The following is a 22,378-nucleotide window of genomic DNA, read 5'->3' on the forward strand; positions in this document are numbered from 1 at the left end:
CCGCCCCCGGGTCCGCCGCCCTCGACGCGCCGGGCGCGCAGCTCATGCTGGGCTGCGTCGAGCGAGGGCTCTACCCGGCGGTCAGCCGGGCGGCGCACGCGCTCGCCCCCGAGCTGGCCGTCCCCACCGCCCAGGGCTGCTGCGGCGCGCTGCACGCGCACAACGGCGACCTGGCCGGCGGCGAGCGGCTGGCGGAGCGGCTCGGCGAGGACCTGCCCGGCACCATCGTCACCACCTCCGGCGGCTGCGCCGCGCACCTCGCCTCGGTGCTCGGCCGGGACCGCGTGCGCGAGCTGTCCACCTGGCTCGCCGACCGGCCCGCCGGGGCCGAGCTGCGGGTGGGCGGGCGGCGCGCCCGGGTCGCCCTCCAGGACTCCTGTCACCTGCGCAACGGCCTCGGCGTCTTCGCCGAGCCCCGGGCGCTGCTGCGCCAGGTCGCCGACCACGTGGAGCTGCCCTCGGCGGCCACCTGCTGCGGGGCCGCCGGCACGTACTCGCTGCTGCGGCCGAAGGAGTCGCGCCGGATCCTGGACGCGAAGCTCGACGAGATCGAGGCGGCAGGGGTGGACCTGGTGGTGGCGGTCAACCCGGGCTGCCTGCGGCAGCTGCGCACGGGCCTGCGCCGGCGCCGGTCGGCGGTCCGAGCCCTGCATCTCGCCGAGCTGCTCGCCCAATTGGAGTCGGCGTAGCGACACGTCGACAGGGATCTGAGGAGCCCGGGCTCGCGATGCCGACCGGACGAGTGCCGGGACGGCCCGGACCCCGTGCGGGGCCCGGGCCGTTCGCCGCGTGGACGCTGTTTCTCCGCGATCCGCCTCGGTCGGTCGTCGCCCAGCGGGCGGGGACGCCCTACTCGGTGCGGATGCCGTCCGGGCGGGTCAGCCGCCACAGCACCGGCAGGCTGAGCCCGGTGACCAGCAGCACCACCGCCGCCCCGAGGCCGGTGGAGACGCCCAGCGCCGGCCAGGCGACCGCGACCGGCGTCTGCACCATCCGCAGCAGCACCGCGCCGAGTCCGAGCCCGAACACGACCGCCAGGGCGAGCCCGATCACCACCGGCACGGCGGTCTGCCACAGCACCGACCAGCTCAGCGTGGCGCGTCGGGTGCCCACCGCGACCAGCATCGCCAGCAGCCGCCGGCGCTCCCGCAGTTGCTCCAGCACGCCGACCAGCATGCTGGCCCCGATCAGCAGCAGGGTGACCACCGCGCCGACGTAGAGGCCGCGCTGGACGTTGACGAACTGGGTGGCCCGGCGCTCCCCGGTCAGCGTGAGCACCGAGGCGAACGGGTCGACGCCGGCGGCGGCGTTACGCACGTGCTCCACCGCGTCCGGCCGGTCGGGCGCGAGCCGCAGGTACGCCTCCGCGCGCAGCGGCCCCAGCCGGGCGGCCTCGACCGCGCCGGGAGTCACCAGCACCCCGCCCTGCCGGTAGCCGGCCGGGTCGGCGCGCACCGGCGCCTCCCGGGCGGTGCGGGGGACCCGCCAGGTCACCCCGTCGGCGTCCGCGACCGCGACCGTGCCGCCCGGCCGGATGCCGGCGGACTGGCCCTCGGGCTCGGCGACCAGGAACACGTCGCCGTCGGCGCACCGGTCGAGCCGGGCGAACTCGGCCAGCGCCGCGCAGTCGCCGATCCGCAGGGCGGCGTACGCCCCCTCGGTCGTGACCGAGGTGGTCAGGGTGGCGCTGCTGGCGGTCACCCCGGGCGCGCCGGCCAGCCGGTCCAGCGCCGCCGCCGCGTCCGCCCGCGCCGGGAACTGCACCTGCACCTGGGCCCGGGAGACGTCCTGCCCGGTGTCGAAGGTGAACCGGCCGGCGACGCCGGCGAAGAGCATCTGCAACCCGATGGTGCCCGCCACGGCGACCGCGATGCCGTTGACCAGCCGGGCCGAGGCGGCGCTGTCGAGCTGGAGGCGGCGCACCGCGAGCTGCCATGCGACAGGGCCGCCGCGCAGCCGGCGTACCAGCAGGTCGGTCAGCCAGGGCAGCAGGGTGACCACGCCGACCAGCAGCAGCACGGCGCCGGCCGCGGTCTGCCGCTCGCCGCCCAGCGGCGCGACGCCAGCCGTGCCGGCCAACAGCAGCCCGAGCCCGGCGGCCGGCAGCAGCAGCCGCCACACCAGCCGGCGGCGCACCGGCGTCGCGCGCCGGGTCACCCCGAGCGGCTCGACCAGCACGGCGCGCATCGACACCAGCGTCACCACGACGGCGAGCGCCGGCACCGCCAGCACGACGGCGGCCACCAGCGGCAGCGGCGGGCGCACGTCGGCGGCGTACACGCTCAGGTCCATGAGGGTGACCAGCGGCACCACCTGCCGGCCGAGCGCGAAGAGCGCGCCGCCGGCCGCGACGCCGAGCAGCGCGCCGGCGGCGGCCTCCCCGGCGGCGATCCGGCGGACCATCGCGGCGTCGGCGCCGACCAGCCGCAGCGCGGCCAGCCGCCGGTCGCGCCGCTCCCCGCCGAACCGCACGGCCGCGCCGAGGAACACCGCGATGGGCAGCAGCAGGACCACGAAGATGACGACCACCAGCACCATCAGCACCGGGTCGAAGGCCTCGCCGGGCAGCCCGCCGCCGAACGCGTCCAGCCGGGTCGCGTCCTCGGCGGTGAGGGTGTCGCTGCCCAGGTAGTAGGCCAGCTCGCGCGGGCCGGCCAGCCCCTCGTCGGCGATGACGCCGGTGACCGTGGCCCCGCCGAGGCGGGGCGCGAACAGGGCGCCGTCGCCGGAGCCGAGCAGGTCGCGCAGGGCGGGGGAGACCAGCACCTCGCCGGCGCGGGGCAGCGCGGCCACCCCCGGCGGCGCCGGCGCGGCCGGTCCCTCGGGCCGCAGCACCCGGCCGCGTACCGGCTGCCCCCGGAACTCGGTGTCGGTCTGGCGGACCAGCAGGGTGTTCGCGGCGGCCGGGATCCGCTCGCCCATCCGCAGGTCGTCGCGGGCGTCGCCGCGCGCCTGGCGGGCGTCCAGGGCGCCGGGCACCGCGGCGGCGAGCAGCAGCATCGCCACCCCCACCCCGACGCCGACCGCGGTGAGCACCGCCCGCAGCCAGCCGTCCCGGCCGCCGCTGAACGCCATCCGGGCGCCCATGACCAGGTCGGCCGCGCGGTCGCGCAGCGGCCTCACGCCGCGACCTCCAGGTCCCGGGTGCGGCCGTCGCGGACCACGACCTCCCGATCGGAGTACGCGGCGACCCGCGCCTCGTGGGTCACCAGCACCACGGCCGCCCCGCTCTCCCGGGCGGCGGCGGTGAGCAGCCGCATGACCCGCTCGCCGTTGAGCGAGTCGAGCGCGCCGGTCGGCTCGTCGGCGAAGACCACCCGGGGCCGGGTGACCAGCGCCCGGGCGACCGCCACCCGCTGCCCCTGCCCGCCGGAAACCTCGCCGGGCCGCTTGCCGGCCACCTCGGCGACCTCCAGGCGGTCCAGCCACTCGGCGGCCCGCCGTTCCGCCTCGCGGCGGCCGACCCGGGCCAGCCGCAGCGGCAGCGCGACGTTCTCCAGGCAGGTCAGCTCCGGTACGAGCTGGCCGAACTGGAAGACGAAGCCGAACTCCTGCCGGCGCAGCGCGCTGCGCTCGGCGTCGCCGAGGGAGGTGAGGTCGCGGCCGGCGTAGCGCACCCGGCCGGAGTCGGGCCGGACGATGCCGGCGAGGCAGTGCAGCAAGGTGGACTTGCCGGAGCCCGACGAGCCCATGACGGCCAGCACCTCGCCCGGGTGCACGCGCAGGCTGGCCCCGGCGAGCGCCCGGGTCGGCCCGAAGGAGCGGTGCAGGTCCTCGGCCTCCAGCAGCGGCGCGCTCACGACCGGACCGCCGCGGCGAGCTCGTCGAGGCGGGCGGCGGTCAGCTCCAGCCAGCGCAGGTCGGCCTCCAGGTGGAACAGCGCGTGGTCGCAGACCAGCTGCTCGGCGAGGTCGCCGTCGCGCTTGCGGCGGGTCAGCTCGCGCATCATCCGCAGGTGCTCGGCGCGCTGCACGTCGAGCACGTCGGCGGCGGGGCGGCCGGTCAGCAGGGCCAGCACCACCTTGGTGTAGAGGGTGCTCTGCAGGTACGGCTCGGGCTTCTCGGCCCGGGCCAGCCACTGCGTGACGTCGGTGACACCGGCCTCGGTGATCGCGTACCGCTTGCGCTCCGGGCCCTCGCCCGGCTCGACCGCGTCCACCTCGACCAGGCCGCCGCGCAGCAGCCGGGAGAGGGTGGCGTAGACCTGCCCGTACGCGAGCGGGCGGGCGTGGCCGAAGCGCTCGTCGTAGAGGCGTTTGATGTCGTAGCCGTGGCGGGGGGTGGCCTCCAGGAGGCCGAGGAAGGTCTGTCCGATCGACATGCCGGCGACTATACACACGGCGTATACGCGAGGTGTATAGCGGTACATTGCCCGCTCAGCCGTCTGCATCGGGAGGTCCACCGTGTTCGCCCTGTCCCTGACCGAGGACGCCGAGCTGCGTCCGCTGGAGCCGTGGCGGGCCGAGGAGTTCCTCGCCCACCTCGACCGGGCCCGCGCACACATCGCGCCCTGGGTGTCGCCCTCGTTCATGGTCACCGACCAGGCCGGTGCCCGGGCCGTGCTCCAGCGCTACGCGGACCTGTGGGCGCGGGACGCCGGCGGGATCTGGGGCATCTGGCACCGGCGCGTGCTGGTCGGCGGGGTCATGTTCGTCTCGTTCGACACCGCGTCGGGCGTCTGCGAGGCGGGCTGCTGGCTGGAGCCCGCCGGCGAGGGCCACGGGCTGGTCACCCGGGCGGTCGGCCGGATCGTCGACTGGGCGGTACGCGAGCGCGGCATCCACCGGATCGAGTGGCGCACCAAGCCGGACAACGCCCGCAGCATCGCCACCGCCCGGCGGCTGGGCATGCGCCTCGACGGGACGCTGCGCGAGGTCTACCCGGGGCCGGCCGGGCGCATCGACATCGAGGTGTGGTCGGTGCTGGCGCCCGAGTGGCGCGGCGTCCGGTCAGACGCCGGCGAGCACCGCGTCGAGTGAGCGGGGCACCCGGTCCGGCGCCAGCGCCGTCACGAGCAGCCGCGCGTACGCGCTCTTGCGACCGGACCGGGTGCCGAGGAAGCGGCGCAGCTGCGCCTCGACGGCGCGCCCCCGCTGGGCCGGCTGCCGTTGTAACAGGTCGAACGAGCGCAGCTCGCCCTCGGCGGCGAGCACCGCCCGCACCCCGGCGACGCCGACCGCGCGGATCAGCTCCTCCTCCAGGTCGGCCACGCAGACGTGGAACCCGAGGGCCGCCAGGTCGGCCCGGGACAGGTCGGCGCCGAGGCCGCAGCGTTCCAGCCCGCGCCGGAAGAAGCCCTCCTCGGCCTCGTCGTAGAGGCCCGCCAGCCGCAGCCCGCGTCCCGCCGGACCGAGCTGGTCGAGGAAGTGGCCGATGTTCGTCGCGCCCCCCATGGCCACCACCCGTACGCCGTCGGCGTCGAGGTCCCGGCCGCGGCGCGCGGCGAGCGTCTCCAGGGCCACCCGGTCGCTCGCCCCCTCGACGAGCACCACCGCCCGCGCGTCGATCCCGGCCGCCAGTTCACTGATGCCCTTCACGTCCGCCCTCCCGCCCCCCCACGGACGCCGCGCCGCCCGGCCGTGAGGCGCGGCGGCGGTCCGGTCCCGTGTCCGCCACCGGATCGTGGGCCGGGCCGGACCGCCGGCGCAACCGGATTGCGGCGGCGTGGGCCGAAGCGAGGGTCCCCGCCTCGACCCCGGTGGCCGGGTCGGCGTGACCCGGCCGGGCCGCCGTCCGGGCCGGGGTGGCCCGGACGGCGGCACGCGCTCAGGGCAGCGCCCGCAGGAACGGGCCGTGGCTGAGGCGGAACTCCCAGGCGTAGAACCGGTCCCAGTTGATCGACCAGGTCATCAGCCCCCGGAAGGCCGGGTTGGTGCCGCTGCGCGGGGTGTACGGGCCGCAGCCCTGCCCCTTCACCAGGCAGGTCACCGCGGCCTGCACCCCGGCCGGGGCGAGGTAGCCGTTGCCGGCGCTGGGGGAGGAGGGCGCGCCGAAGGCCACCTGGTCCTCGCGCAGCGGCGGGAAGACGCGGTCGGGGTTGCCGGCGACGGGGAAGCCGGCGAGCAGCATGTCGGTCATCGCGACGTGGAAGTCCGCGCTGCCCATCGTGTGGTACTGGTTGTCGAGCCCCATGATCGGCCCGGAGTTGTAGTCCTGCACGTGCAGCACGGTGAGGTCGTCGCGCAGCGCGTGGATCACCGGCAGGTACGACCCGGCGCGCGGGTCCTGCCCGCCCCACGGGCCCGAGCCGTAGAACTGGTAGCCGAGCTGGACGAAGAACGTCTCCGGCGCCATGGTGAGCACGAAGCCCGCCCCGTACCGCTGCTTGAGGGTGCGGATCGCGGAGATCAGGTTGACGATCACCGGCGTGGTCGGGTTGCGGAAGTCGGTGTCGCCGGCGTCCAGGTAGAGCGAGTGCCCCTCGAAGTCGATGTCGAGCCCGTTGAGGCCGTACCGGTCGATGATGGCCGACACGGACCGGACGAAGGTGTCCCGGGCGGCGGTCGTGGTGAGCTGGACCTGCCCGTTCTGCCCGCCGATGGAGAGCAGCACCTTCTTGCCCTGCGCCTGCTTGGCGCGGATCGCCGCGACGAACTCGGCCTCGGTCTCGACGCCCGGGCATTCGGCGGGCGGGCAGAGCTGGAACCGGATGTCGCCCGAGGTGACCGTGGTGGGCTCGCCGAAGGCGAGGTTGACGATGTCCCAGTCGGCGGGCACGTCGGCCATCCGCAGGTAGCCCGAGCCGTTGGCGAAGCTGGCGTGCAGGTAGCCGATCAGCGCGTGCCGGGGCAGCCCGCCGGGCGGGGGAGTGGTGGGCGGCGGTGTGGTCGGCGGTGGCGTCGTCGGCGGTGCGGTCGTCGGCGGCGCCGTGGTGGGTGGGGCGCTGGTCGGCGGCGCGGTGGTCGGCGGGCTGGTGGGCGTGCCGCCGGAGCACGGCACGCCGTTGAGGGTGCAGTCGGTGGGGGCGCCGGAGCCGGTGGCCAGGAAGCCGAACGACACCGAGGCGCCGGGGGCCACGGTGCCGTTCCACGAGCGGTTGGTGAAGGTGTGCCGCTGGCCGGCACTGCTCACCGTGGCGTCCCAGTAGGAGCCGAGCGTCGTGCCCGTGGGCAGGGCGAAGGCGACCTGCCAACCGGTGATGGTGCCCGGGCCGCCGTTGGTGACGGTGTAGCGGCCCTCCCATCCGGTGCCCCAGTCGGCGGTCTTGACGAAGGTGGCGGTCGGGCCGGCGGCGCGGGCCGGCGCCGCCAGGGTCAGGGTGGTGGCGGTGACGGTGGCGAGGGCCGCCACGGCGGCCAGCAACAGGTTTCGGGCAGGGCGACGCATCCGGACCTCCCGGGTACGAGGGCCGTCGGATCGACGGATGCACAATTATTAAGATTGTTAACTGTAGTTGTCCAGGTGTACGGGGCCGGACATCCCCGCGCGCCTCGGCGCTCGCCCGCGCCGGATCGCGGTGCGGCCCCCGTCCGTCGCCTCCCCGCCGGTACGGCGGCGCGCCCGACCGGCGCGCCGCCGAACCCTGGTCAGCGCCGGCCCGCGCGGCGCCGCACCGTGCGCTCGTAGTCCTGGAACCGCGCCTTGGCGATGACCGAGCGGTCCGCCGCGCGGAGCACCAGCCCCTCCGAGCGGCCGGCCGGCCCGTCCAGGGCCACCAGGGTCCGGGGCAGTGGTCGGCCAGGAACCGGTGCGTCCCGTCGATGTCACGAGGCAGCTCGCCGGCGGCGACGGTCGCCAGCCGGGGCACGGTCGGCAGGCCCAGCGCGTCGGCCCGCCCGACGAGCTCCGCCTCGCGGAGGAAGCGCTGGCCGCCGCCGTCGCGCCAGGCCGAGATCCGCGGGGCCGGCCAGTCGAGCATCGGCGCGGGGTCGTCCAGCACGGCCACGTCGAAGAGCCGGTGCCCGACCCGGCGCTCGGCGGTGTAGTGCCGGGAGGCGGCGGTGACCTTGCCGCCGTACACCTCTAGGTAGTAGACCGTGACCCGGTCGTCGGCCGCCGTGCCGGTCAGCCGCTCGGCCACGTCGCGCAGGGCGTCGACGATGCCGAGCGCGGGGTTGCCGATCAGGTCGCCCCGCGCGTACAGCAGCTCCTCGCGGCTGCCGATCAGGTACGCGCCGCCCGGCAGCACGACGATCCGGGCGTTCGTCCCGTCGATCTTCTCGGTGAGGGTGACCGGCCCGGTGAACGCCACGCACTCCGCCAGCAGCCCGCCGTCGTGGGGGTCCAGGGCGTGGTAGGTGGGGATCGACGGGTACTTGGTCAGCGAGTTGATCGTCCGCAGGTCGACCGTTCGGACGTCGAGGCGGGACACGGCAGCTCCTTCAGGTGGCGGGGTCCGCCGCGCCGGTTCGCGGCGCGGCGTCGGGCGGGCAGCGTATCCGCCGCGGCGACCCCGGTTCGCGCCAGTTTTCCGGTCCCGCAGGTCCACCCTGGACGGCGGGCTTGCGGAAATGTCGTACCCGGCGGCGACCATCCATCCATGGCTGTCCCCGCTCTCACCCCGCACACCGACCAGCCGCGCTCGGTGCCGCTGCGCGAGGCGCGCACCCGGCTCACCCAGCTCGTCGCGCTGGCCGAGTTGACCGACACCGTCACCGTCGTCACCCGCGACGGTGACCCCCGACCGGTCGCCGCGATCGTCCCGGCGGCCGCCGCCCGCAGCGCCGCCCAGGCCCGCGCCGACGCGGACCGGCTCGGCGCCGTCACCGCCGGCTGGGCCCGGCGCCTCGACGAGGCGCACCGGCACAGCAGCCGACGGCACTCCGCCGAGCTGCGCGCGGTCACCGCCGCCCTCGCCGAGGTGTGGGCGGAGCTCGACCGGCGCGTCACGCCGGGCAGCGACCCCGGCCTCGCCCGGCTCCGCGCCGCCCACGCCGACCTGCTGGCCGCCGACCCCGCCGCCTGACCCGCCCGGGCTCCGCGCCACCCCGGCTCCGCGCCGGGGCTCCGGTGCGCCGCCGTCGACCGCACCCCGACGCCGCGGGCACTGGTTGCGCGGGCAGTGGTTGCGCGGGCCGCCGCGCTCGGCCTCGACCCGGCTGACCTCGCGCCGGCCGCCGCCCCGGACACCGGGGCCGGCCAGTGCCGGGGGCGTCAGCCGGCGGGGTAGGCGTGCGTCTCCGCCGCCTTCACCGCGGCCCAGACCGGCTGGCCGGGGACCAGCCGCAGCTGGGCGGCGGCGGCCGGCGTGACGTCCGCGGCCACCCCGATCGGCCCGTCGAGCCGCACCCGCAGGTTGTCGCCGTGCCGCTGCACGCCGGCCACCGTCGCCGCCCAGGTGTTGCGCGGGCTGCCCTCGGGGCGCGACGGGTGCAGGGCCACCGCCGACGGCCGGAAGGCGACGAAGGCCGCCCCGTCGAGCCGGTCGGCGACGGTGAGGGTCAGTCCGTCGGCCACCCTGACCCGGTGCCCGTCGGCGTGGCCCCGGTGCAGGTTCAACCCGACGAGCCGGGCCACGTAGTCGGTGCGGGGCCGCGCCGTGACGGTCGCGGCGTCCCCCTCCTGCACCACCCGGCCCTCCTCGACGACCACGAGCCGGTCGGCCAGCACCAGCGCGTCCAGCGGGTCGTGGGTGACCAGCAGGGCGGCCCCCGGGTGCGCGGCGAGATGCCGGTGCAGCTCCGCCCGGGTGTCCAGCCGGGTGCGCGCGTCGAGCGCGGCGAGCGGCTCGTCCAGCAGCAGCAGCGCCGGCTCGACGGCGAGCGCGCGGGCCAGCGCGACCCGCTGCGCCTGCCCGCCGGAGAGCTGCCGGGGCCGGCGGTGGGCGTGCTCGGCCAGGCCGACCCGGTCCAGCCAGTCGAGGGCGGTCCGGCGGGCGGTGCGCCGGTCGGCGCCGTGCCGCCGGGGCCCGAACGCCACGTTCTCCAGCGCACTCAGGTGCGGGAAGAGCAGGTAGTCCTGGAAGACCACGCCGATCGGCCGGCGCTCGGTCGGCGTCCAGGCCCGCCGCCCCGGCCGGTCCAGGTCGACGCCGTCGAGGGTGACGTGCCCGGCGGTCAGCGGGAGCAGGCCGGCGAGCGCGCGCAGCGCGGTCGTCTTGCCCGCCCCGTTGGGGCCGAGCAGCGCGACCACCTCGCCGGCGGCGACCCGCAGCGCGACGTCGAGGCGGAACCCGTCCCGCTCCACCAGCAGGTGCGCGTCGAGCAGGGGCGCGCTCACGGGCTGGTGATCCAGCGGTCGCGCAGCCCGGCGAGGATGGCCACCGAGACGGTGAGCAGGACGAGGCTGAGCACCACGGCGGCCTGCACGTCCGTCTCCAGGGCCAGGTAGACCGCCAGCGGCATGGTCTGCGTACGCCCCGGGTAGTTGCCGGCGAAGGTGATGGTGGCGCCGAACTCGCCGAGCGCCCGGGCCCAGCACAGCACCGCGCCGGCCGCCAGGCCGGGGGCCACCAGGGGCAGGGTGACGTGGGTGAACGTCGTCCAGCGGCCGGCGCCGAGGGTCGCGGCCGCCTCCTCGTACCGGCCGTCGGCGCCGCGCAGCGCCCCCTCCACGGCGATCACGAGGAACGGCATCGCCACGAACGCCTCCGCCAGCACCACGCCGGCGGTGGTGAACGGCAGGGTGATCCCGAAGGTCGCGTCGAGCCAGCCGCCGAGCAGGCCCCGCCGGCCGAAGACCAGCAGCAGGGCCACCCCGCCGACGACGGGCGGCAGCACCAGCGGCACCGTGACGAGGGCGCGTACCAGGCGTCGGCCGGGGAACTCGACGCGGGCCAGCAGCCAGGCCAGCGGCACCCCGAGCACCAGGCAGAGCAGCGTGGCCAGGGTGGCGGTCAGCAGGGACAACCGCAGCGCGGTGAGCACGCCCGGCGCGGCGAGCCGCTGCGGCAGGGTGGCCCACGGCGTACGGGCCAGCAGTCCGACCAGCGGCAGGACGAGGAAGAGCAGGCCCAGCGCGGCGGGCAGCAGCAGCGCGACGGGCACCCGGGCGCCCCGCCGGCGGGTCCGCAGGCCGTGGGTATGCGTCACGGGACCTGGAACCCCGCCTCGGTGAGCACCGCGCGCCCCCGCTCCGAGCGGACGTACGCGACGAAGGCCCGCCCGCCGCCGGGGTTCGGCGCGTCGCGCAGCGCGACGATCGGGTAGTCGTTGACGGCACGCGCGGACTCGGGGAACTCGACGGCCGTCACGTCTGCCGCGGCGGCCAGTGCGTCCGTGCGGTAGACGAGGGCCGCGTCGACCTCGCCGAGCCGCACCTTGGACAGCGCGCCCCGGACGTCCTGCTCCAGGGTGACCGGGGTGAGGGCGACCGAGGCGGCGTCGAGCGCCGTGCGCGCCGCCGCGCCGCAGGGCACCTGCTCCGCGCAGAGCGCGACCTTCACGCCCGGCCGGGCCAGGTCGGCCAGCCCGGCGACGCCCCCGGGGTTGCCCTTCGGCACGGCGACGACGAGCTGGTTGCGGACAAAGACGGCCGGGTCGCCGGCGGCGTTGCCCGCCCCGGTGACCGTGGCCATGTTCCGCGCCGCCGCCGAGGCGAACACGTCGGCCGGCGCGCCCTGGTTGATCTGGGCGGCCAGCGCCGCGCTGCCGGCGAAGTTGAAGACGACGGTGGCACCCTCGTGGGTCGCCTCGAAGTCCCGGCTGAGCCGGGTGAACGACTCGGTCAGCGAGGCCGCGGCGAACACGGTCACCGTGCCGCCGGCCGACCCGCCCCCGGCCGTGCCCGCCGCGCCGCCGCACCCGGCCAGGGCCAGCAGGGCCGCCGTCGCCACCGCCGCGACCCTGCGCGGCCGACCCGCTCTCACGACGCCTGCCTCGCCCGGGAGCCCCCCGACGGCCGGGCGCGTTCCACCACCACCGTGGTCGACTTGATCACCGCGACGGCCAGCGAGCCGACGCGCAGGTCCAGCTCGTCGACCGCCTCGCGGCTCATCAACGACACGACCCGGAACGGCCCGGCCTGGATGTCGACCTGCGCCATCACGGTGTCCTTGACAACGTTGACCACGATGCCGCGCAGCCGGTTGCGGGCCGAGGAGGCGTCCGAGCGGTCGTCCGGGTCGGCGGCCTGGCCGCGCGCGAACGCGGCGAGGTCGACCCCGTCGATCACCCGGTGACCGTGCGCGTCGCGGCCGGCGGCGAGCCGCCCGGCGTCGACCCAGCGGCGCACGGTGTCGGCGCTGACCCCGAGCAGCTCGGCGGCCTCCGAGATCCGGAACGTCGTCACCGGCCCACCCTAGCGACCGCAGATGCGAGGCTGAGGCGCGGGTGCCCATCGCGGCTGCCGCCCGGGACGGCCACGGAGACTGGCGTACGCGGCGTCGCGCGGCGGCGACACGACCGCCCGACCGCCTGCTGTCGTGGCGTGGCGGGATAGACCACAATGAAGGGCTCGCACCGCGACGGCGACCGGGGAGGGCCGAGTTGGGTCAGGACGACGAGACCACCGGCACCCCGCCGGCGCCGGCGGCTCCCGCCCGCGCGTCCAGGTCCCGGCAGGTGCGCCTGGCGGCCCTGCTGCTCCTGCTGGTGGTGGTCGTGGCGGCCACGGTCCGGGTGATCGTGGCCACCGGCCCGCCCACCTGGGACGAGCTGCGCGAGCGGGCCGGCCTGACCAACCGGGACAGGCTGGTCATCGGGGTGAAGGACGACCAGCCGGGCGTGGCGCAGAAGCTGGAGAACGGCGCGTTCGAGGGCTTCGACATCGACATCGCGTACATGATCGCCGAGGACCTGGGCTTCGACGCGCCGGAGGTGACGCTGCTGTCGATCGAGAGCGAGGACCGGGCCCGCCGGCAGGCGCGCGACGCCGACGGCAGATTTGTCACCGTCGACCTGGTGATCGCCTCCTACAGCGTCACCGAGCAGCGCCGGGACCAGGGCGTGGTCTTCTCCTTCCCCTACCTGGAGACCGAGCAGTCGGTGCTCACGCTCGCGTCCGACAGCCGCAAGGTCGCCAGCCTGCGCGACCTCGACAAGGCGAAGGTCTGCACGCTGGGCACGTCCACGTCGGAGCGGCGCCTGCGGGACGCGGGCGCGAGCCCGATCGGCCGCAACCGGATCAGCGAGTGCATCCAGGCGCTCTACGACAAGGAGGTGCACGCGGTCACCACCGACGCGGCGATCCTGGCCGGTTTCGTGGGCCCCCGCCCGCCGGGTGAACTGCCGCCGGCGGTGAAGCTGCTGCGGCGCCAGGAGCTGCGGCACTGGGACATCGGCGAGGAGGCGGCGGAGAAATGGGGCGTGAACACCGGCCCCAATCCGGCGATGCGGGACCTGGTCAACCTCTCCCTGCAGCAGTCGGCGGAGGGGCCCGACGGCTACCGGTGGAAGGCGGCGTTCGACCGGTACCTGGCCTCGGAGCAGCAGTACAGCAACCTGCAGCAGGTGGCGGTCGGCCGGCAGCCGGAGCCCGAGGAGAAGGTGGAGGTGCGGCAGTGGCCGTGGGAGAGATGGGCCCTGCCGTCTCCGAGCCGGCCGCGATCGGGCGTGCCGAGCGCCGCCCGGGCACCAAGCAGGCGCAACAGGCGCAGCAGTGGCTGCTGACGCTGCTGCCCGCGTTCCCGGTGCTGCTGCTGGTGCTGCGGCTCTGGCGGCTCAGCCGGCAGGACATGCCGACGATGCTGCTGCTGGTGCAGTACGTCAGCCCGCTCGGGCTGCTCAGCGCCCTGCTGATCGCGCTGGTGTGGGCGTTCCCGCTCGTCGTGCTGGTGCTGGCCGTCCTCGGCCGGCTGCTCCAGGTCAGCGCGCCTGACCGGTTCGACCCGGAACGCTCGCTGCTCGCCTACGGCACCGTGCGTACCCCCGGCTGGGTGCTGGTGGCGGCGATCGCGCTGGCGGCGCTCACCTGGCAGCTGCGGTTCCTGCCGCTGCTGCTGATGCTCGCCCTCTGGCTGCTGGCGCTGCGGACCCGGCTGCGGCACCCGGACCGCCCGCGCCGGCTCATCGGCACCGCGCTGGTGCTGCCGGTCGTGGCGGCGGCCGCGAGCTACGCCTGGCTGGCGCCCGCCGTGCCGGCCGCGATCCGCGCCGGCGAGCTGGCCACGGCGCTGCTGCTGGTCGTGCCGCCGCTGGGGGCCGTGGTGCTCACCGGCCCGGTGCCGCGCCCGGTCGCCCCGGCGCTGACCCGCGCCCTCGCCTACGCGGTGGCCGCGGTGGTGCCGCTGGTGACGGGGGTGGTCTTCCTGCGGGTGCCGCTGCTGCCCGCCGTCGCCGTCGAGGTCGGCCCGGAGGCGGGCCCGGTCCGGGAGGTGGTACGCGGCCAGGCGGTCACCGTGACCGACCGGATGACGATCGTGCTCGACGGGCGGGGCGAGGTGCGCTTCCTACCCAACGACCGGGTACGCGGGCAGCTCCTCTGCCCCGACCCGGGGCGGATCCCGGTCAGCCGGGTGGCCGTGTACGGCTGGCACGTGGAGGAGACGGCGCTGGACTGGATGATTCCCCGGCAGCCGGCGGGGCGGGCCGACCCGCGCTGCCTCGGCCGGGTGCCGGCCGCCGACCCCGCCGACCCCGCCGACCCGTCCGCGCCGCCGCCCCCCGCGCCGTCCGCGCCGCCGTCGCCGGGCGCTCGCTGACGGCGGGCCAGCGGGCGGCACGGGCCTTCGCCGCCCGTCCCGCCCGCCGGCCGCACGGGGTCAGCAGTTGCGCAGCTCGGGGGACTGGTTGAGAAGCTGGCCCCGGGCGGAGATGAACCGCCGGTACGCGTCGGAGTCGACGGCCGCCGGGCGGAACGCGGCGACCCGGTGGCAGTTCTGGAAGGCGAGCTTGACCTGGAAGTGCCGTTCCAGGCCGGCCCGGATGGCGTCGCTGGCGAGCGCCCGCAGCAACTGGCCGCGTTCGGCCTCGGTGGGCGGCGGGATCACGTTGTCGGCGTGGTCCGCGCCGGTGGAGGCCAGCTCGGCGGCCACCCGGCTGACCGTCTGCCAGGCGTACGGCAGCGAGTCGCGGACGCAGGCGACGAACTCGGCGTCGTCGACGGGGCCGCGCTCGGCGGCGTCGAGCAGGGCGGGCGGGACGGTGAGAGACATGATGTTCCTCCTCCGGTTCGCCGGTAATGACTACGGTTTTCATTACCGTGGCCGAGTGAGCACATCACGACGGGGGCGTCGCGTCAACGACTGTCCGGCGTGCCGCGCCGACCCACCGTGACGACGGTGCGGGGGCGGCGCCGACGGGGAGGCGGTCAGCCCCGCCGCGCGGTGCGGCCCTTGAGGTGGCGGCCCAGCTCCAGGGCGATCTCCCGCTCGGCGTCCCGCTCGGCCAGCGCCTGCCGCTTGTCGTACGACTTGCGGCCCTTGGCCAGGGCCAGCTCGACCTTCGCCCAGCCGCCCGAGAAGTACATCGACAGGGGCACCAGGGCCAGGCCGCCCTCGCGGGTCCGCTCCAGGATCCGGGCGATCTCCACCCGACGCAGCAGCAGCTTGCGGGTGCGCCGGGGCGCGTGGTTGGTCCAGCTGCCGAAGCCGTACTCGGCGATGTGCAGCCCGTACAGCATCAGCTCGCCGTCGCGTTCCTGTGCGAACGCGTCGACCAGCGACGCCCGGCCCTCGCGCAGCGACTTGACCTCGGTGCCGGCCAGCACGATGCCCGCCTCGTAGGTCTTGAGGACGGTGTAGTCGTGCCGCGCCTTCTTGTTGGAGGCGATCAGCCTGCGCTCGGTCTGCCGGGCCGGGTTCACCCGGTCGAGGATATCGGCTGCCGGCGACGCGGGGCCCCGGGTGCCGGCGGTCGGTCGAGCGTCGCCGGTCGTCGCGGTGTTGACTTCCAGCGCACTCGAATTCCTACCGTGACCCGCACGCCCGGGGGACCCGCCGCCGGGCACGGCGACCACGAGGAGCACGAGCATGCGCCACCGCGTCCTGGGCGGCACCGGCATCGAGGTGAGCGTCCACGCCCTCGGCACCATGATGTTCGGCGCGGTCGGCAACCCCGACCACGACGACTGCGTACGGATCATCCACGCCGCCCTCGACCGCGGCGTCAACCTCGTCGACACCGCCGACATGTACTCGGCCGGCGAGAGCGAACGGATCGTCGGCCGGGCGCTGCGGGGCCGCCGCGACGACGTCGTGCTCGCCACCAAGGTGCACTTCCCGATGGGGGAGGGGCCCAACCGGGGCGGCAACTCGCGACGCTGGATCCTGCGCGCCGTCGAGGACAGCCTGCGCCGGCTCGACACCGACTGGATCGACCTCTACCAGGTGCACCGCCCCGACCACACCACGGACGTGGAGGAGACCCTCGGCGTGCTCAGCGACCTCGTGCGGGCCGGCACGATCCGGGCGTTCGGCTGCTCCACGTTCCCCGCCGAGGAGATCGTCGAGGCGCAGCACGTGGCCGAGCGGCGCGGCCTCGGCCGGCTCCGCACCGAGCAGCCGCCGTACTCCGTCCTGGCCCGGGGCATCGAGGCCGACGTGCTGCCGGTCTGCCAGCGGTACGGCATGGGGGTGCTGGTCTGGAGCCCGCTCGCCTCCGGCTTCCTCTCCGGCCGCCACCGCGCGGGCCGCCCGGTCGACCTGACCGCCGGCCGGCCGGCGCTGACCCCGGGCCGGTTCGACCCGTCGGCGCCCGGCAACGCCGCCAAGTACCAGGCGGTCGAGCGGCTGGTCGAGCTGGCCGGCGACGTCGGCTTCACCCTGCCCCAGCTGGCCGTGGCGTTCACCGCCGCCCACCCGGCGGTGACCTCGACGATCCTCGGGCCACGGACCATGGCGCAGCTCGACGGCCTGCTCTCCGGCGCCGGGCTGGTGCTGGACGACGCCGTGCTCGACCGGATCGACGAGATCGTCCCGCCGGGCACCGACCTGTACCCCCCGGACGGCGTCTGGCGCCCGCCCGCGCTGACCGACCCGGCCCGCCGCCGCCGGCCGGCGGCCGATCGCGCCGCCGCCTGAGCGCCGTCTCGCGCCCGGAGCCGGGGCCCGGCGAATCCGATGGCGCCGCCGGGGCCCGGCGGGGGAGACTCCGGCAATGGATCACCGGGCGATGGTGCGGCTGAGCAAGCGGATGTCCCTGGCGTTGCGGCACGAGCCCGCCCAGTTCGGCCTCGTGCCCGACGCCGCCGGTTGGGTGTCGGTCGACGACCTGCTCGCCGCGCTGCGGATCGACCGCGCCGACCTGGACGCCGTGGTGGCCGACAACGACAAGCAGCGCTTCGCCGTGGAACGCGGGGCCGACGGCGTCGAGCGGATCCGGGCCAACCAGGGGCACTCGATCCCGGTCGACCTGGGGCTGACGCCCAGCCCACCGCCGGCGCGGCTCTACCACGGCACCAGCCGCGTCGCGCTCGACTCGATCCGGGCCACCGGCCTGCACCGGGCCGGCCGGCACCACGTCCACCTGTCGCCGGACGTGGCGACCGCCCGGCGGGTGGGCGAGCGCCGGGCGGGCGAGCTGGTGGTGCTGACCGTGGACGCGGCGGCGATGGCCCGTGACGGGCACGCCTTCTACCGCAGCGCCAACGGCGTATGGCTCACCGACGCGGTGCCCGCCCGGTACCTGGCCGACTGAGCGGCCCGGCTCAGCCCGCGCGCCGGGCGAGGAAGTCGGCGAGCACCCGGGTGTGGGTGGAGAAGGCCAGCTCCGTCGGCTCCGTGAGCACCAGCCACTCGGTGGCCTCCTGGGTCGGCGCCGACGGCGGCAGCGCCTCGGCCCGCCGCTCGGGCAGCTCGCCGAAGACCATCATCGTGCCGCCGGCCGGGGCGCCGTGCACCGCGAGGAGCCGGGCGTCGGCGGCGTCGGCGCGCAGGCCGGTCTCCTCCCACAGCTCCCGGATCAGCGCCTCCTGCCACTCCTCGCCGTACTCGACGAAGCCACCCGGTAGCGCGAGCTGGCCGCGTGCCGGCTCGATGTCGCGGCGGACGACGACCACGCCGAGGCCCCGGGCCGTGCGGACCGGCAGCACCGCCACCGCGACGGGCAGCGGGTTGCGCCAGACCGTCTCGCCGCAGGCCGCGCAGACCCGCGGCCACCCGGCCGCCGGCGGGTAGGTGGCGCCGCAGAAGGAGCAGTGGGAGTACGCCACGGCGGTCATGCCGCAGCACGTTACCCGGCGCGCCGGTGGCCGCCGCGGCCCGCCGCCCCAGGCGCGCGGCGGCGGGTCCCGGCGGTCACGGGCGGCCCGCACGCAGCGCGTCGCGGGCCGCCATGAGGGCGAAACCGAGCAGGTTGGCGCCCTGCCAGCGCGCCGGATCGTCCGCGCGCGGGTCGTCGGCGGCCAGGCCGATGCCCCAGACGCGGTCGACCGGGCTGGCCTCCACGAGCACCCGCTCGCCGGTGCCGAGCAGGAACGCCCGCAGATCGTCGTGCTGGCCGAACTTGGCGACGCTGCCCGCCACCACGATGTCGTGGCGTCGGGCCTCCCAGGTCGCCTGGTCGAAGTTGCGCACCTGGCGGCCGAGCGCCTTGGCGCGGTGCGGATGCCCGGCCGCCAGGACGCGCTCGGCGACCGCCGTGTCGCCGAACAGCATCGCCTTGTGCCACATCATCCAGTGCTCGGCGGTGGCGTACGTCCGCTCGCCGTCGCCGAACGGGGCCGGCCACCACTGGCTCAGGCAGCCGGGCCCGGCGCTACCGTCGCGCTGCGGTCGGTGACCCCAGAAGTGCAGGTAGCGGATCTTCTCGCCGGCCCGGACGGCGGCGACGAGCTCGGCGACGGATCGTGGCGACATGGCGGCGAGTCTGCCCGAGGGGTCCGACGGAACGCGCGCGCTTTTCCGGCCCCGCCCCCGTCCGCGGTCAGGCCGCCGGTGCCGCTGCCCCCGGTCAGGCCGCCGGCGCCCCGCCCACGGCAGGCTGTCGTCGTCGCCGCGCGGTCAGGCCGTCGGCGCGCCGGTGTAGAAGGCGGTGGTGCGCTCCATGGCGGCCCGGGCGGCCCCGGCGTCGGTGCCGTCGGCGACGCTCGCCTCGCCCCACCGCTCGCTGCTCGCCGTCACGAACCGCCGGCCCTGCTCGGAGACCACCCAGGCCTCGCTCTCCTCCGGCGTGACCCCACTGCCGTCGGCGGCCAGGTGCGAGGCCAGGCCGAGCAGCGCCAGGTCCCAGCCGACCCCGAGCGCGCCCGGACCGAACTGGTCCCAGCGCTCCTGGTCGACGTGCGCGACATGCTCCAGCTCGAAGCGGGTCCGGCCGTCCTCGACCGGCGTCAGCCGCACCTCGATCCAGCTCACCTCGCCGCCGAACTCCCAGGTGGCGGCGAAGCCCTTCGGCGGGTCGCAGCGCTCGATCGTGCCGCCGGCGTTGCCCTCCAGCTGGTAGCGGCCGTCCAGCCGCAGGTCACCGGAGATCGGCATGAACCAGCGGGGGATCCGTTCGGCGTTGGTGCAGGCGTCCCAGACGTCCTCGAGCGGCGCGTCGTACGTCTGGCTGATGGTCATCACCCGGGCCTCGCCGGCCTCCAGCACCCGCCGGCCCAGCTGGCGGCGTACGGCGTTGATCTGCTCGGTCGCGTCGATCATCGGTCTCTCCCGTGGTCGGTCGTGTCGTCTGTCGTGGACGACTGCTCGCGCAGCCGCCGTTCGCGCCTGCCTCGGGCCAGCTCGGTCGCGAGGGCGTGCAGGGGCGGCGTCCAGAACCGGCGGAAGTGGTCGAGCCATCGGTCGACCTCCCGCAGCGGTCCGGGATCGACGGCGTAGAGACGTCGCGTCCCCTCCGCCCGGACGGTGGCGAAGCCGTTGTCCCGCAGCACCTTCAGGTGCTGGGAGACGGCCGGCTGGGAGATCCCGAACTCCCGCCGGATCACGTCGCACAGCCCGCCGGCGGTCATCTCGCCGTCGGTGAGCAGCTCGAGGATGCGGCGCCGCACCGGGTCGCCGAGTACGTCGAAGGCGTGCACGAGACCGTTATATCAGGCGGGCCTTATTTAAGCGAGCCGTGATGCGGCGTGTCCGGGGCCCACGGACCGGGCGACCGCCGTTCGCAAGCCCGCCTCGGGGTCGTGTCGTACCCGTGGTCCATGATCCTTGTCGTCACAGCGACGTCGGCGACCCCGCCGGCGTCCGGATCGTCATGGGCGGCGCCGGCAGCGGCGGACGGGAGGTCGGACAGTGGCTGACGCGGAACGCACCGCGTGGCGACGGCGCAGCACGGTGCGGGTGGTGCCGCCCGCGCGGCCCCGCAAGCTGGCCAAGGTGCCCTTCGTGGAGTTGGCCGACGGGCGGTTGCAGGGCGTGGTCTCCAGCGGGTCGGACGTCGACCGGGTCTACGTCTCGTCGATCGCCTCCGGCACCCACGCCTACCACTGCAGCACCAACAACAACCGTCCCTGCGGCGGGCTGCGCGGCGCGCCGTGCAAGCACCTGCACGCCCTGGCCGAGGAAGCGCTGGTGCAGTACGGCGCCGACCGGGTCGCCCGCTACCTGCGGGTCGACGTCGGCGCGGAGGTGGACACCGCCCGGGAGCTGCTCGCCGCCCTGGCCGGGCGGCACGAGCCGACCCCGGCCGCCGTCGTGTTCAGCCGCTTCCTGCGCCACCTGTCCTACCTGGAACTGCCCGGCAGCACGGTCCCCCTGCCCGAGCTGCACTGGTTCCCGGCCACCGGGGCGGGCCGCTGATGCTCGGCACGCAGCTCGCCGTCCTGCGCGACGGCGCCCCGACCGGCCTGACCGACGCCCTCGACCTGGTCGCCGGCCTCGACGACGCCCTGCTCCGCGGCCTCGCCCGGGTGGGTGAGGACGACGCCGCCGCGCTGGCCGCCCTGGCCGGCGCGCTGGCCGCCACCCCGCTCGGTGACCGGCTGGCCGAGGCGGCCGGCAAGGTGACCGCCGGTTCGGTGGTCGAGGAACACCTCCTCGCGCTCGCCGGCGCCCGGTGCGCGCTGCTCGGCGCCGCCCACGACGCGCTGCTCGGGCAGCTCGACACCGCCCTGGGCCGGGCCCGCGACCCCTGGGTCCCGGGCGCGGTCGAGCCCTCCGGAGCCGGGTCTCCGGCCCGCGCCGCCGCGCGCGCCTGGCTGCACGAGGTGGCGGTGACCGGGTGGGGCGGCCTCGACCACGAGCTGGTGGCCGCCGCCGGGGCGCCGATCGAGGCCGCCCTCGCCGAGCCCGGCCTGCGGCGGCTGGCGGTGCTGCTCGACGGGCTCGCCGCCGAGCTGGGGGCCTGCGTGCCGGTGGCCACGATGGCGCAGCCGCCGCTGCGGCGCTGGGCCGACCTCTGGGCCCGGGGCGTGCTGCTCGCCCAGGACGCGCCGGCCACCTCCGTCCCGACCGCCGTCGAGGAGGTCTCCGGGCGGCTGCTGCTGCTCGGCGTCGACGTGCACGAGCACGACACCGCCGTGCAGGCGCAACTGCACGCGATCCTCGAACCGGCCGACGGCGGGCCGCCCCGCCTGGTCCGCTGCGCGGTCGGCGCGGTCAAGGTGGAGACGATCGTCGGGCCGGCGCTGTGGCGCCTGCTGGACGCCCATCCCGTGCTGCTGGCCGCGCTGGCCGAGCGGCGCAGCCTCACGGTCACCGGTCTGCCGCTGCACGGGGCGGACCTGCTCTGGTACGACGACCGGGTGCGGCTCGGCGAGCCGGCCGACCCGTTCGCCACCGCCCGGGTCCTGTTGCCGACCGCGGTCGCGGCGGCGTCGGCGCCGCTGGAGCGGCACCCCGTCGGGATCGCCGAGCCCGTGCTGGTGGAGGGCTACACCGTGCGCGACGACGACGGCGAGACGACCTTCGCGCTCGACGGCCAGCCGATCGCCGTCGCGGTCGACCGGCTGCCCTCCTGCGGCCCGCTCACCCCCGAGCTGGTGGCCGCCTCCTCCGCGTGCCTCGGCCTGGTCCGGTGGGACGACGGGCGGTGGCTGCTGCAACCCCTGGCGGTGCGGGCCACCGTCAAGCGCCGGCCGGTCGACGCGCACACCGGCGACTGGGCGGGCGGAATCACCGACCCGAAGCTCGCCAAGGCCGAGGCCAAGGCGGGCGACGCCGTGGCGGTGCTGCGCGAGCGCGCGGGACGGTTGCTGCGCCGATGAGCGACTCTCCGACCTCCGCGGACCTCGCCGACGCCAACCGGCGCCAGGTGCTCTACTGGCGGCTGCTGGCCCGGCTCTTCGACCCCGACGAGCAGCCCACCCTGGAGTCGGCCAGCATGGCGGTCGTCGACGACCTCGGCCTGCCGGCCGCCCTGCTGGATCCGGCGGTGTCCGTGGACACCGTCGTCCAGCGCTTCCCGGCCATCGCCGACGAGCTGCGCGGCCTGCTCCGCCCGGCGCCCGACGGCCACCCGGCCGCCGCCGCGCCGGCACCCGCCGCGCCCCCCTCGCCCGCCGCGTCCGCCGCGCCCGCCGCCGCGCCGGCTGCGGGGTCTGCCGGGCCCGTCGACGACGCTCCGGCCGTCGGCCCGGCCGCCGCCCGGGGCGCCCGGGCCGGGGGGGCCCGCGGGCCCCGGCGCGGGGGGGGGCCCGGGTGCCGGTGCGCCCGCCGGGGCGGGGGTTAGGGAGATGCCACCTG

25 protein-coding genes and 2 pseudogenes are annotated in these 22,378 nt (G+C 76.4%); 10 read left to right on the top strand and 17 right to left on the bottom strand.

Annotated elements, in window-relative coordinates; translation table 11 throughout:
• Window positions 1-689 (top strand): (Fe-S)-binding protein (locus tag AB0G08_RS28295; protein WP_358093424.1); only part of this gene is annotated, 689 nt, incomplete at its 5' end.
• A 160-nt stretch (window positions 690-849) separates the two neighbouring features.
• Here AB0G08_RS28295 and AB0G08_RS28300 read toward each other — a convergent pair.
• Genes AB0G08_RS28300 through AB0G08_RS28310 form a run of 3 tightly spaced genes read right to left on the bottom strand, consistent with a single transcriptional unit; the run spans window position 850 to window position 4,321 of the window.
• On the bottom strand, window positions 850-3,123 hold the full coding sequence (locus AB0G08_RS28300) for an ABC transporter permease (RefSeq protein WP_358093427.1): 2,274 nt from the start codon (window positions 3,121-3,123) through the stop codon (window positions 850-852).
• Window positions 3,120-3,800 carry an ABC transporter ATP-binding protein gene (locus tag AB0G08_RS28305; protein ID WP_358093431.1) on the bottom strand — a complete coding sequence of 227 codons (681 nt, stop codon included), beginning with the start codon at window positions 3,798-3,800 and terminating at the stop codon, window positions 3,120-3,122. The genes AB0G08_RS28300 and AB0G08_RS28305 overlap by 4 nt, the downstream gene beginning before the upstream one ends.
• The gene (locus tag AB0G08_RS28310) at window positions 3,797-4,321 is read right to left on the bottom strand and encodes a PadR family transcriptional regulator (RefSeq protein WP_358093435.1); all 525 of its coding nucleotides are present in this window, start codon (window positions 4,319-4,321) and stop codon (window positions 3,797-3,799) included. Before AB0G08_RS28310 ends, AB0G08_RS28305 begins: the two co-directional genes overlap by 4 nt.
• 82 nt (window positions 4,322-4,403) lie before the next feature.
• Here AB0G08_RS28310 and AB0G08_RS28315 point away from each other — a divergent pair, with 82 nt between their 5' ends.
• On the top strand, window positions 4,404-4,979 hold the full coding sequence (locus AB0G08_RS28315) for a GNAT family protein (protein WP_358093439.1): 576 nt from the start codon (window positions 4,404-4,406) through the stop codon (window positions 4,977-4,979).
• Here AB0G08_RS28315 and AB0G08_RS28320 read toward each other — a convergent pair.
• From AB0G08_RS28320 to AB0G08_RS28335, 4 genes and pseudogenes are all read right to left on the bottom strand, one after another.
• The gene (locus tag AB0G08_RS28320) at window positions 4,950-5,537 is read right to left on the bottom strand and encodes an ATP-dependent endonuclease (protein WP_358093442.1); all 588 of its coding nucleotides are present in this window, start codon (window positions 5,535-5,537) and stop codon (window positions 4,950-4,952) included. The genes AB0G08_RS28315 and AB0G08_RS28320 overlap by 30 nt on opposite strands.
• Window positions 5,538-5,766: 229 nt before the next feature.
• Window positions 5,767-7,326, bottom strand: coding sequence for a cellulose binding domain-containing protein (locus AB0G08_RS28325; protein ID WP_358093446.1), 1,560 nt, complete (start codon window positions 7,324-7,326; stop codon window positions 5,767-5,769).
• A gap of 200 nt (window positions 7,327-7,526) precedes the next feature.
• A complete protein-coding gene (locus AB0G08_RS28330; RefSeq protein WP_358093449.1) occupies window positions 7,527-7,655 on the bottom strand; it encodes a hypothetical protein in 129 nt (42 codons plus the stop codon).
• Window positions 7,656-7,777: 122 nt separating this feature from the next.
• Window positions 7,778-8,473: pseudogene (locus AB0G08_RS28335) on the bottom strand (RNA ligase family protein); the annotation flags it as partial.
• Window positions 8,474-8,479: 6 nt separating this feature from the next.
• Here AB0G08_RS28335 and AB0G08_RS28340 point away from each other — a divergent pair.
• Window positions 8,480-8,905, top strand: a complete 426-nt coding sequence (locus AB0G08_RS28340) for a type II toxin-antitoxin system Phd/YefM family antitoxin (RefSeq protein WP_358093452.1) — start codon at window positions 8,480-8,482, stop codon at window positions 8,903-8,905.
• 188 nt (window positions 8,906-9,093) lie between these two features.
• Here the strand turns inward: AB0G08_RS28340 and AB0G08_RS28345 are convergent, their stop codons facing one another.
• Genes AB0G08_RS28345 through AB0G08_RS28360 form a run of 4 tightly spaced genes read right to left on the bottom strand, consistent with a single transcriptional unit; the run spans window position 9,094 to window position 12,168 of the window.
• Window positions 9,094-10,158: an ABC transporter ATP-binding protein gene (locus tag AB0G08_RS28345; RefSeq protein ID WP_358093455.1), complete on the bottom strand. Its 1,065-nt coding sequence runs from the start codon at window positions 10,156-10,158 to the stop codon at window positions 9,094-9,096.
• Window positions 10,155-10,970 (bottom strand): ABC transporter permease, encoded by an 816-nt coding sequence (locus AB0G08_RS28350; protein ID WP_358093458.1) that lies wholly within the window; start codon window positions 10,968-10,970, stop codon window positions 10,155-10,157. Before AB0G08_RS28350 ends, AB0G08_RS28345 begins: the two co-directional genes overlap by 4 nt.
• Complete coding sequence (gene modA, locus AB0G08_RS28355) at window positions 10,967-11,746, bottom strand: molybdate ABC transporter substrate-binding protein (protein WP_358093460.1); 780 nt, start codon at window positions 11,744-11,746, stop codon at window positions 10,967-10,969. Before modA ends, AB0G08_RS28350 begins: the two co-directional genes overlap by 4 nt.
• Window positions 11,743-12,168: a helix-turn-helix domain-containing protein gene (locus AB0G08_RS28360; protein ID WP_358093462.1), complete on the bottom strand. Its 426-nt coding sequence runs from the start codon at window positions 12,166-12,168 to the stop codon at window positions 11,743-11,745. Before AB0G08_RS28360 ends, modA begins: the two co-directional genes overlap by 4 nt.
• Window positions 12,169-12,365: 197 nt before the next feature.
• Here AB0G08_RS28360 and AB0G08_RS28365 point away from each other — a divergent pair, with 197 nt between their 5' ends.
• Complete coding sequence (locus AB0G08_RS28365; RefSeq protein ID WP_358093464.1) at window positions 12,366-13,487, top strand: transporter substrate-binding domain-containing protein; 1,122 nt, start codon at window positions 12,366-12,368, stop codon at window positions 13,485-13,487.
• Window positions 13,379-14,518 carry a hypothetical protein gene (locus tag AB0G08_RS28370; RefSeq protein ID WP_358093466.1) on the top strand — a complete coding sequence of 380 codons (1,140 nt, stop codon included), beginning with the start codon at window positions 13,379-13,381 and terminating at the stop codon, window positions 14,516-14,518. Before AB0G08_RS28365 ends, AB0G08_RS28370 begins: the two co-directional genes overlap by 109 nt.
• A gap of 60 nt (window positions 14,519-14,578) precedes the next feature.
• On the opposite strand, the gene AB0G08_RS28375 is transcribed toward AB0G08_RS28370, so the two are convergent.
• Together AB0G08_RS28375 and smpB are read right to left on the bottom strand one after the other, a co-directional pair.
• Window positions 14,579-14,971 (bottom strand): SCO5389 family protein, encoded by a 393-nt coding sequence (locus AB0G08_RS28375; RefSeq protein ID WP_358093469.1) that lies wholly within the window; start codon window positions 14,969-14,971, stop codon window positions 14,579-14,581.
• Between the two features lie 155 nt (window positions 14,972-15,126).
• Window positions 15,127-15,621, bottom strand: a complete 495-nt coding sequence (gene smpB, locus AB0G08_RS28380) for an SsrA-binding protein SmpB (protein ID WP_358093472.1) — start codon at window positions 15,619-15,621, stop codon at window positions 15,127-15,129.
• Window positions 15,622-15,787: 166 nt separating this feature from the next.
• Between smpB and AB0G08_RS28385 the strand changes: the two genes are divergently transcribed.
• Both AB0G08_RS28385 and AB0G08_RS28390 read left to right on the top strand, forming a co-directional pair.
• Window positions 15,788-16,837: an aldo/keto reductase gene (locus tag AB0G08_RS28385; protein ID WP_358093474.1), complete on the top strand. Its 1,050-nt coding sequence runs from the start codon at window positions 15,788-15,790 to the stop codon at window positions 16,835-16,837.
• Between the two features lie 76 nt (window positions 16,838-16,913).
• A complete protein-coding gene (locus AB0G08_RS28390; RefSeq protein WP_358093477.1) occupies window positions 16,914-17,453 on the top strand; it encodes an RNA 2'-phosphotransferase in 540 nt (179 codons plus the stop codon).
• Between the two features lie 10 nt (window positions 17,454-17,463).
• On the opposite strand, the gene AB0G08_RS28395 is transcribed toward AB0G08_RS28390, so the two are convergent.
• From AB0G08_RS28395 to AB0G08_RS28410, 4 genes are all read right to left on the bottom strand, one after another.
• On the bottom strand, window positions 17,464-17,976 hold the full coding sequence (locus tag AB0G08_RS28395; protein WP_358093480.1) for an NUDIX domain-containing protein: 513 nt from the start codon (window positions 17,974-17,976) through the stop codon (window positions 17,464-17,466).
• Between the two features lie 76 nt (window positions 17,977-18,052).
• Window positions 18,053-18,613, bottom strand: coding sequence for an NADAR family protein (locus AB0G08_RS28400; RefSeq protein WP_358093483.1), 561 nt, complete (start codon window positions 18,611-18,613; stop codon window positions 18,053-18,055).
• 144 nt (window positions 18,614-18,757) lie between these two features.
• Complete coding sequence (locus AB0G08_RS28405) at window positions 18,758-19,399, bottom strand: SRPBCC family protein (RefSeq protein ID WP_358093486.1); 642 nt, start codon at window positions 19,397-19,399, stop codon at window positions 18,758-18,760.
• Window positions 19,396-19,776: a metalloregulator ArsR/SmtB family transcription factor gene (locus AB0G08_RS28410; RefSeq protein WP_358093489.1), complete on the bottom strand. Its 381-nt coding sequence runs from the start codon at window positions 19,774-19,776 to the stop codon at window positions 19,396-19,398. The genes AB0G08_RS28405 and AB0G08_RS28410 overlap by 4 nt, the downstream gene beginning before the upstream one ends.
• A 211-nt stretch (window positions 19,777-19,987) precedes the next feature.
• On the opposite strand from AB0G08_RS28410, the gene AB0G08_RS28415 reads away from it, so the two are divergent.
• The 3 genes and pseudogenes from AB0G08_RS28415 to AB0G08_RS28425 form a co-directional block, all read left to right on the top strand.
• Window positions 19,988-20,494: a hypothetical protein gene (locus tag AB0G08_RS28415; protein ID WP_358093492.1), complete on the top strand. Its 507-nt coding sequence runs from the start codon at window positions 19,988-19,990 to the stop codon at window positions 20,492-20,494.
• Window positions 20,494-21,900, top strand: a complete 1,407-nt coding sequence (locus AB0G08_RS28420) for a hypothetical protein (RefSeq protein ID WP_358093495.1) — start codon at window positions 20,494-20,496, stop codon at window positions 21,898-21,900. The genes AB0G08_RS28415 and AB0G08_RS28420 overlap by 1 nt, the downstream gene beginning before the upstream one ends.
• Window positions 21,897-22,130 (top strand): annotated as a pseudogene (locus tag AB0G08_RS28425) (VWA containing CoxE family protein); the annotation flags it as partial. The gene AB0G08_RS28420 and the pseudogene AB0G08_RS28425, both read left to right, overlap by 4 nt.
• Window positions 22,131-22,378: the final 248 nt, after the last annotated feature.

The sequence above is a fragment of the Micromonospora sp. NPDC023644 genome, from assembly GCF_040640115.1.
Taxonomy (GTDB): domain Bacteria; phylum Actinomycetota; class Actinomycetes; order Mycobacteriales; family Micromonosporaceae; genus Micromonospora.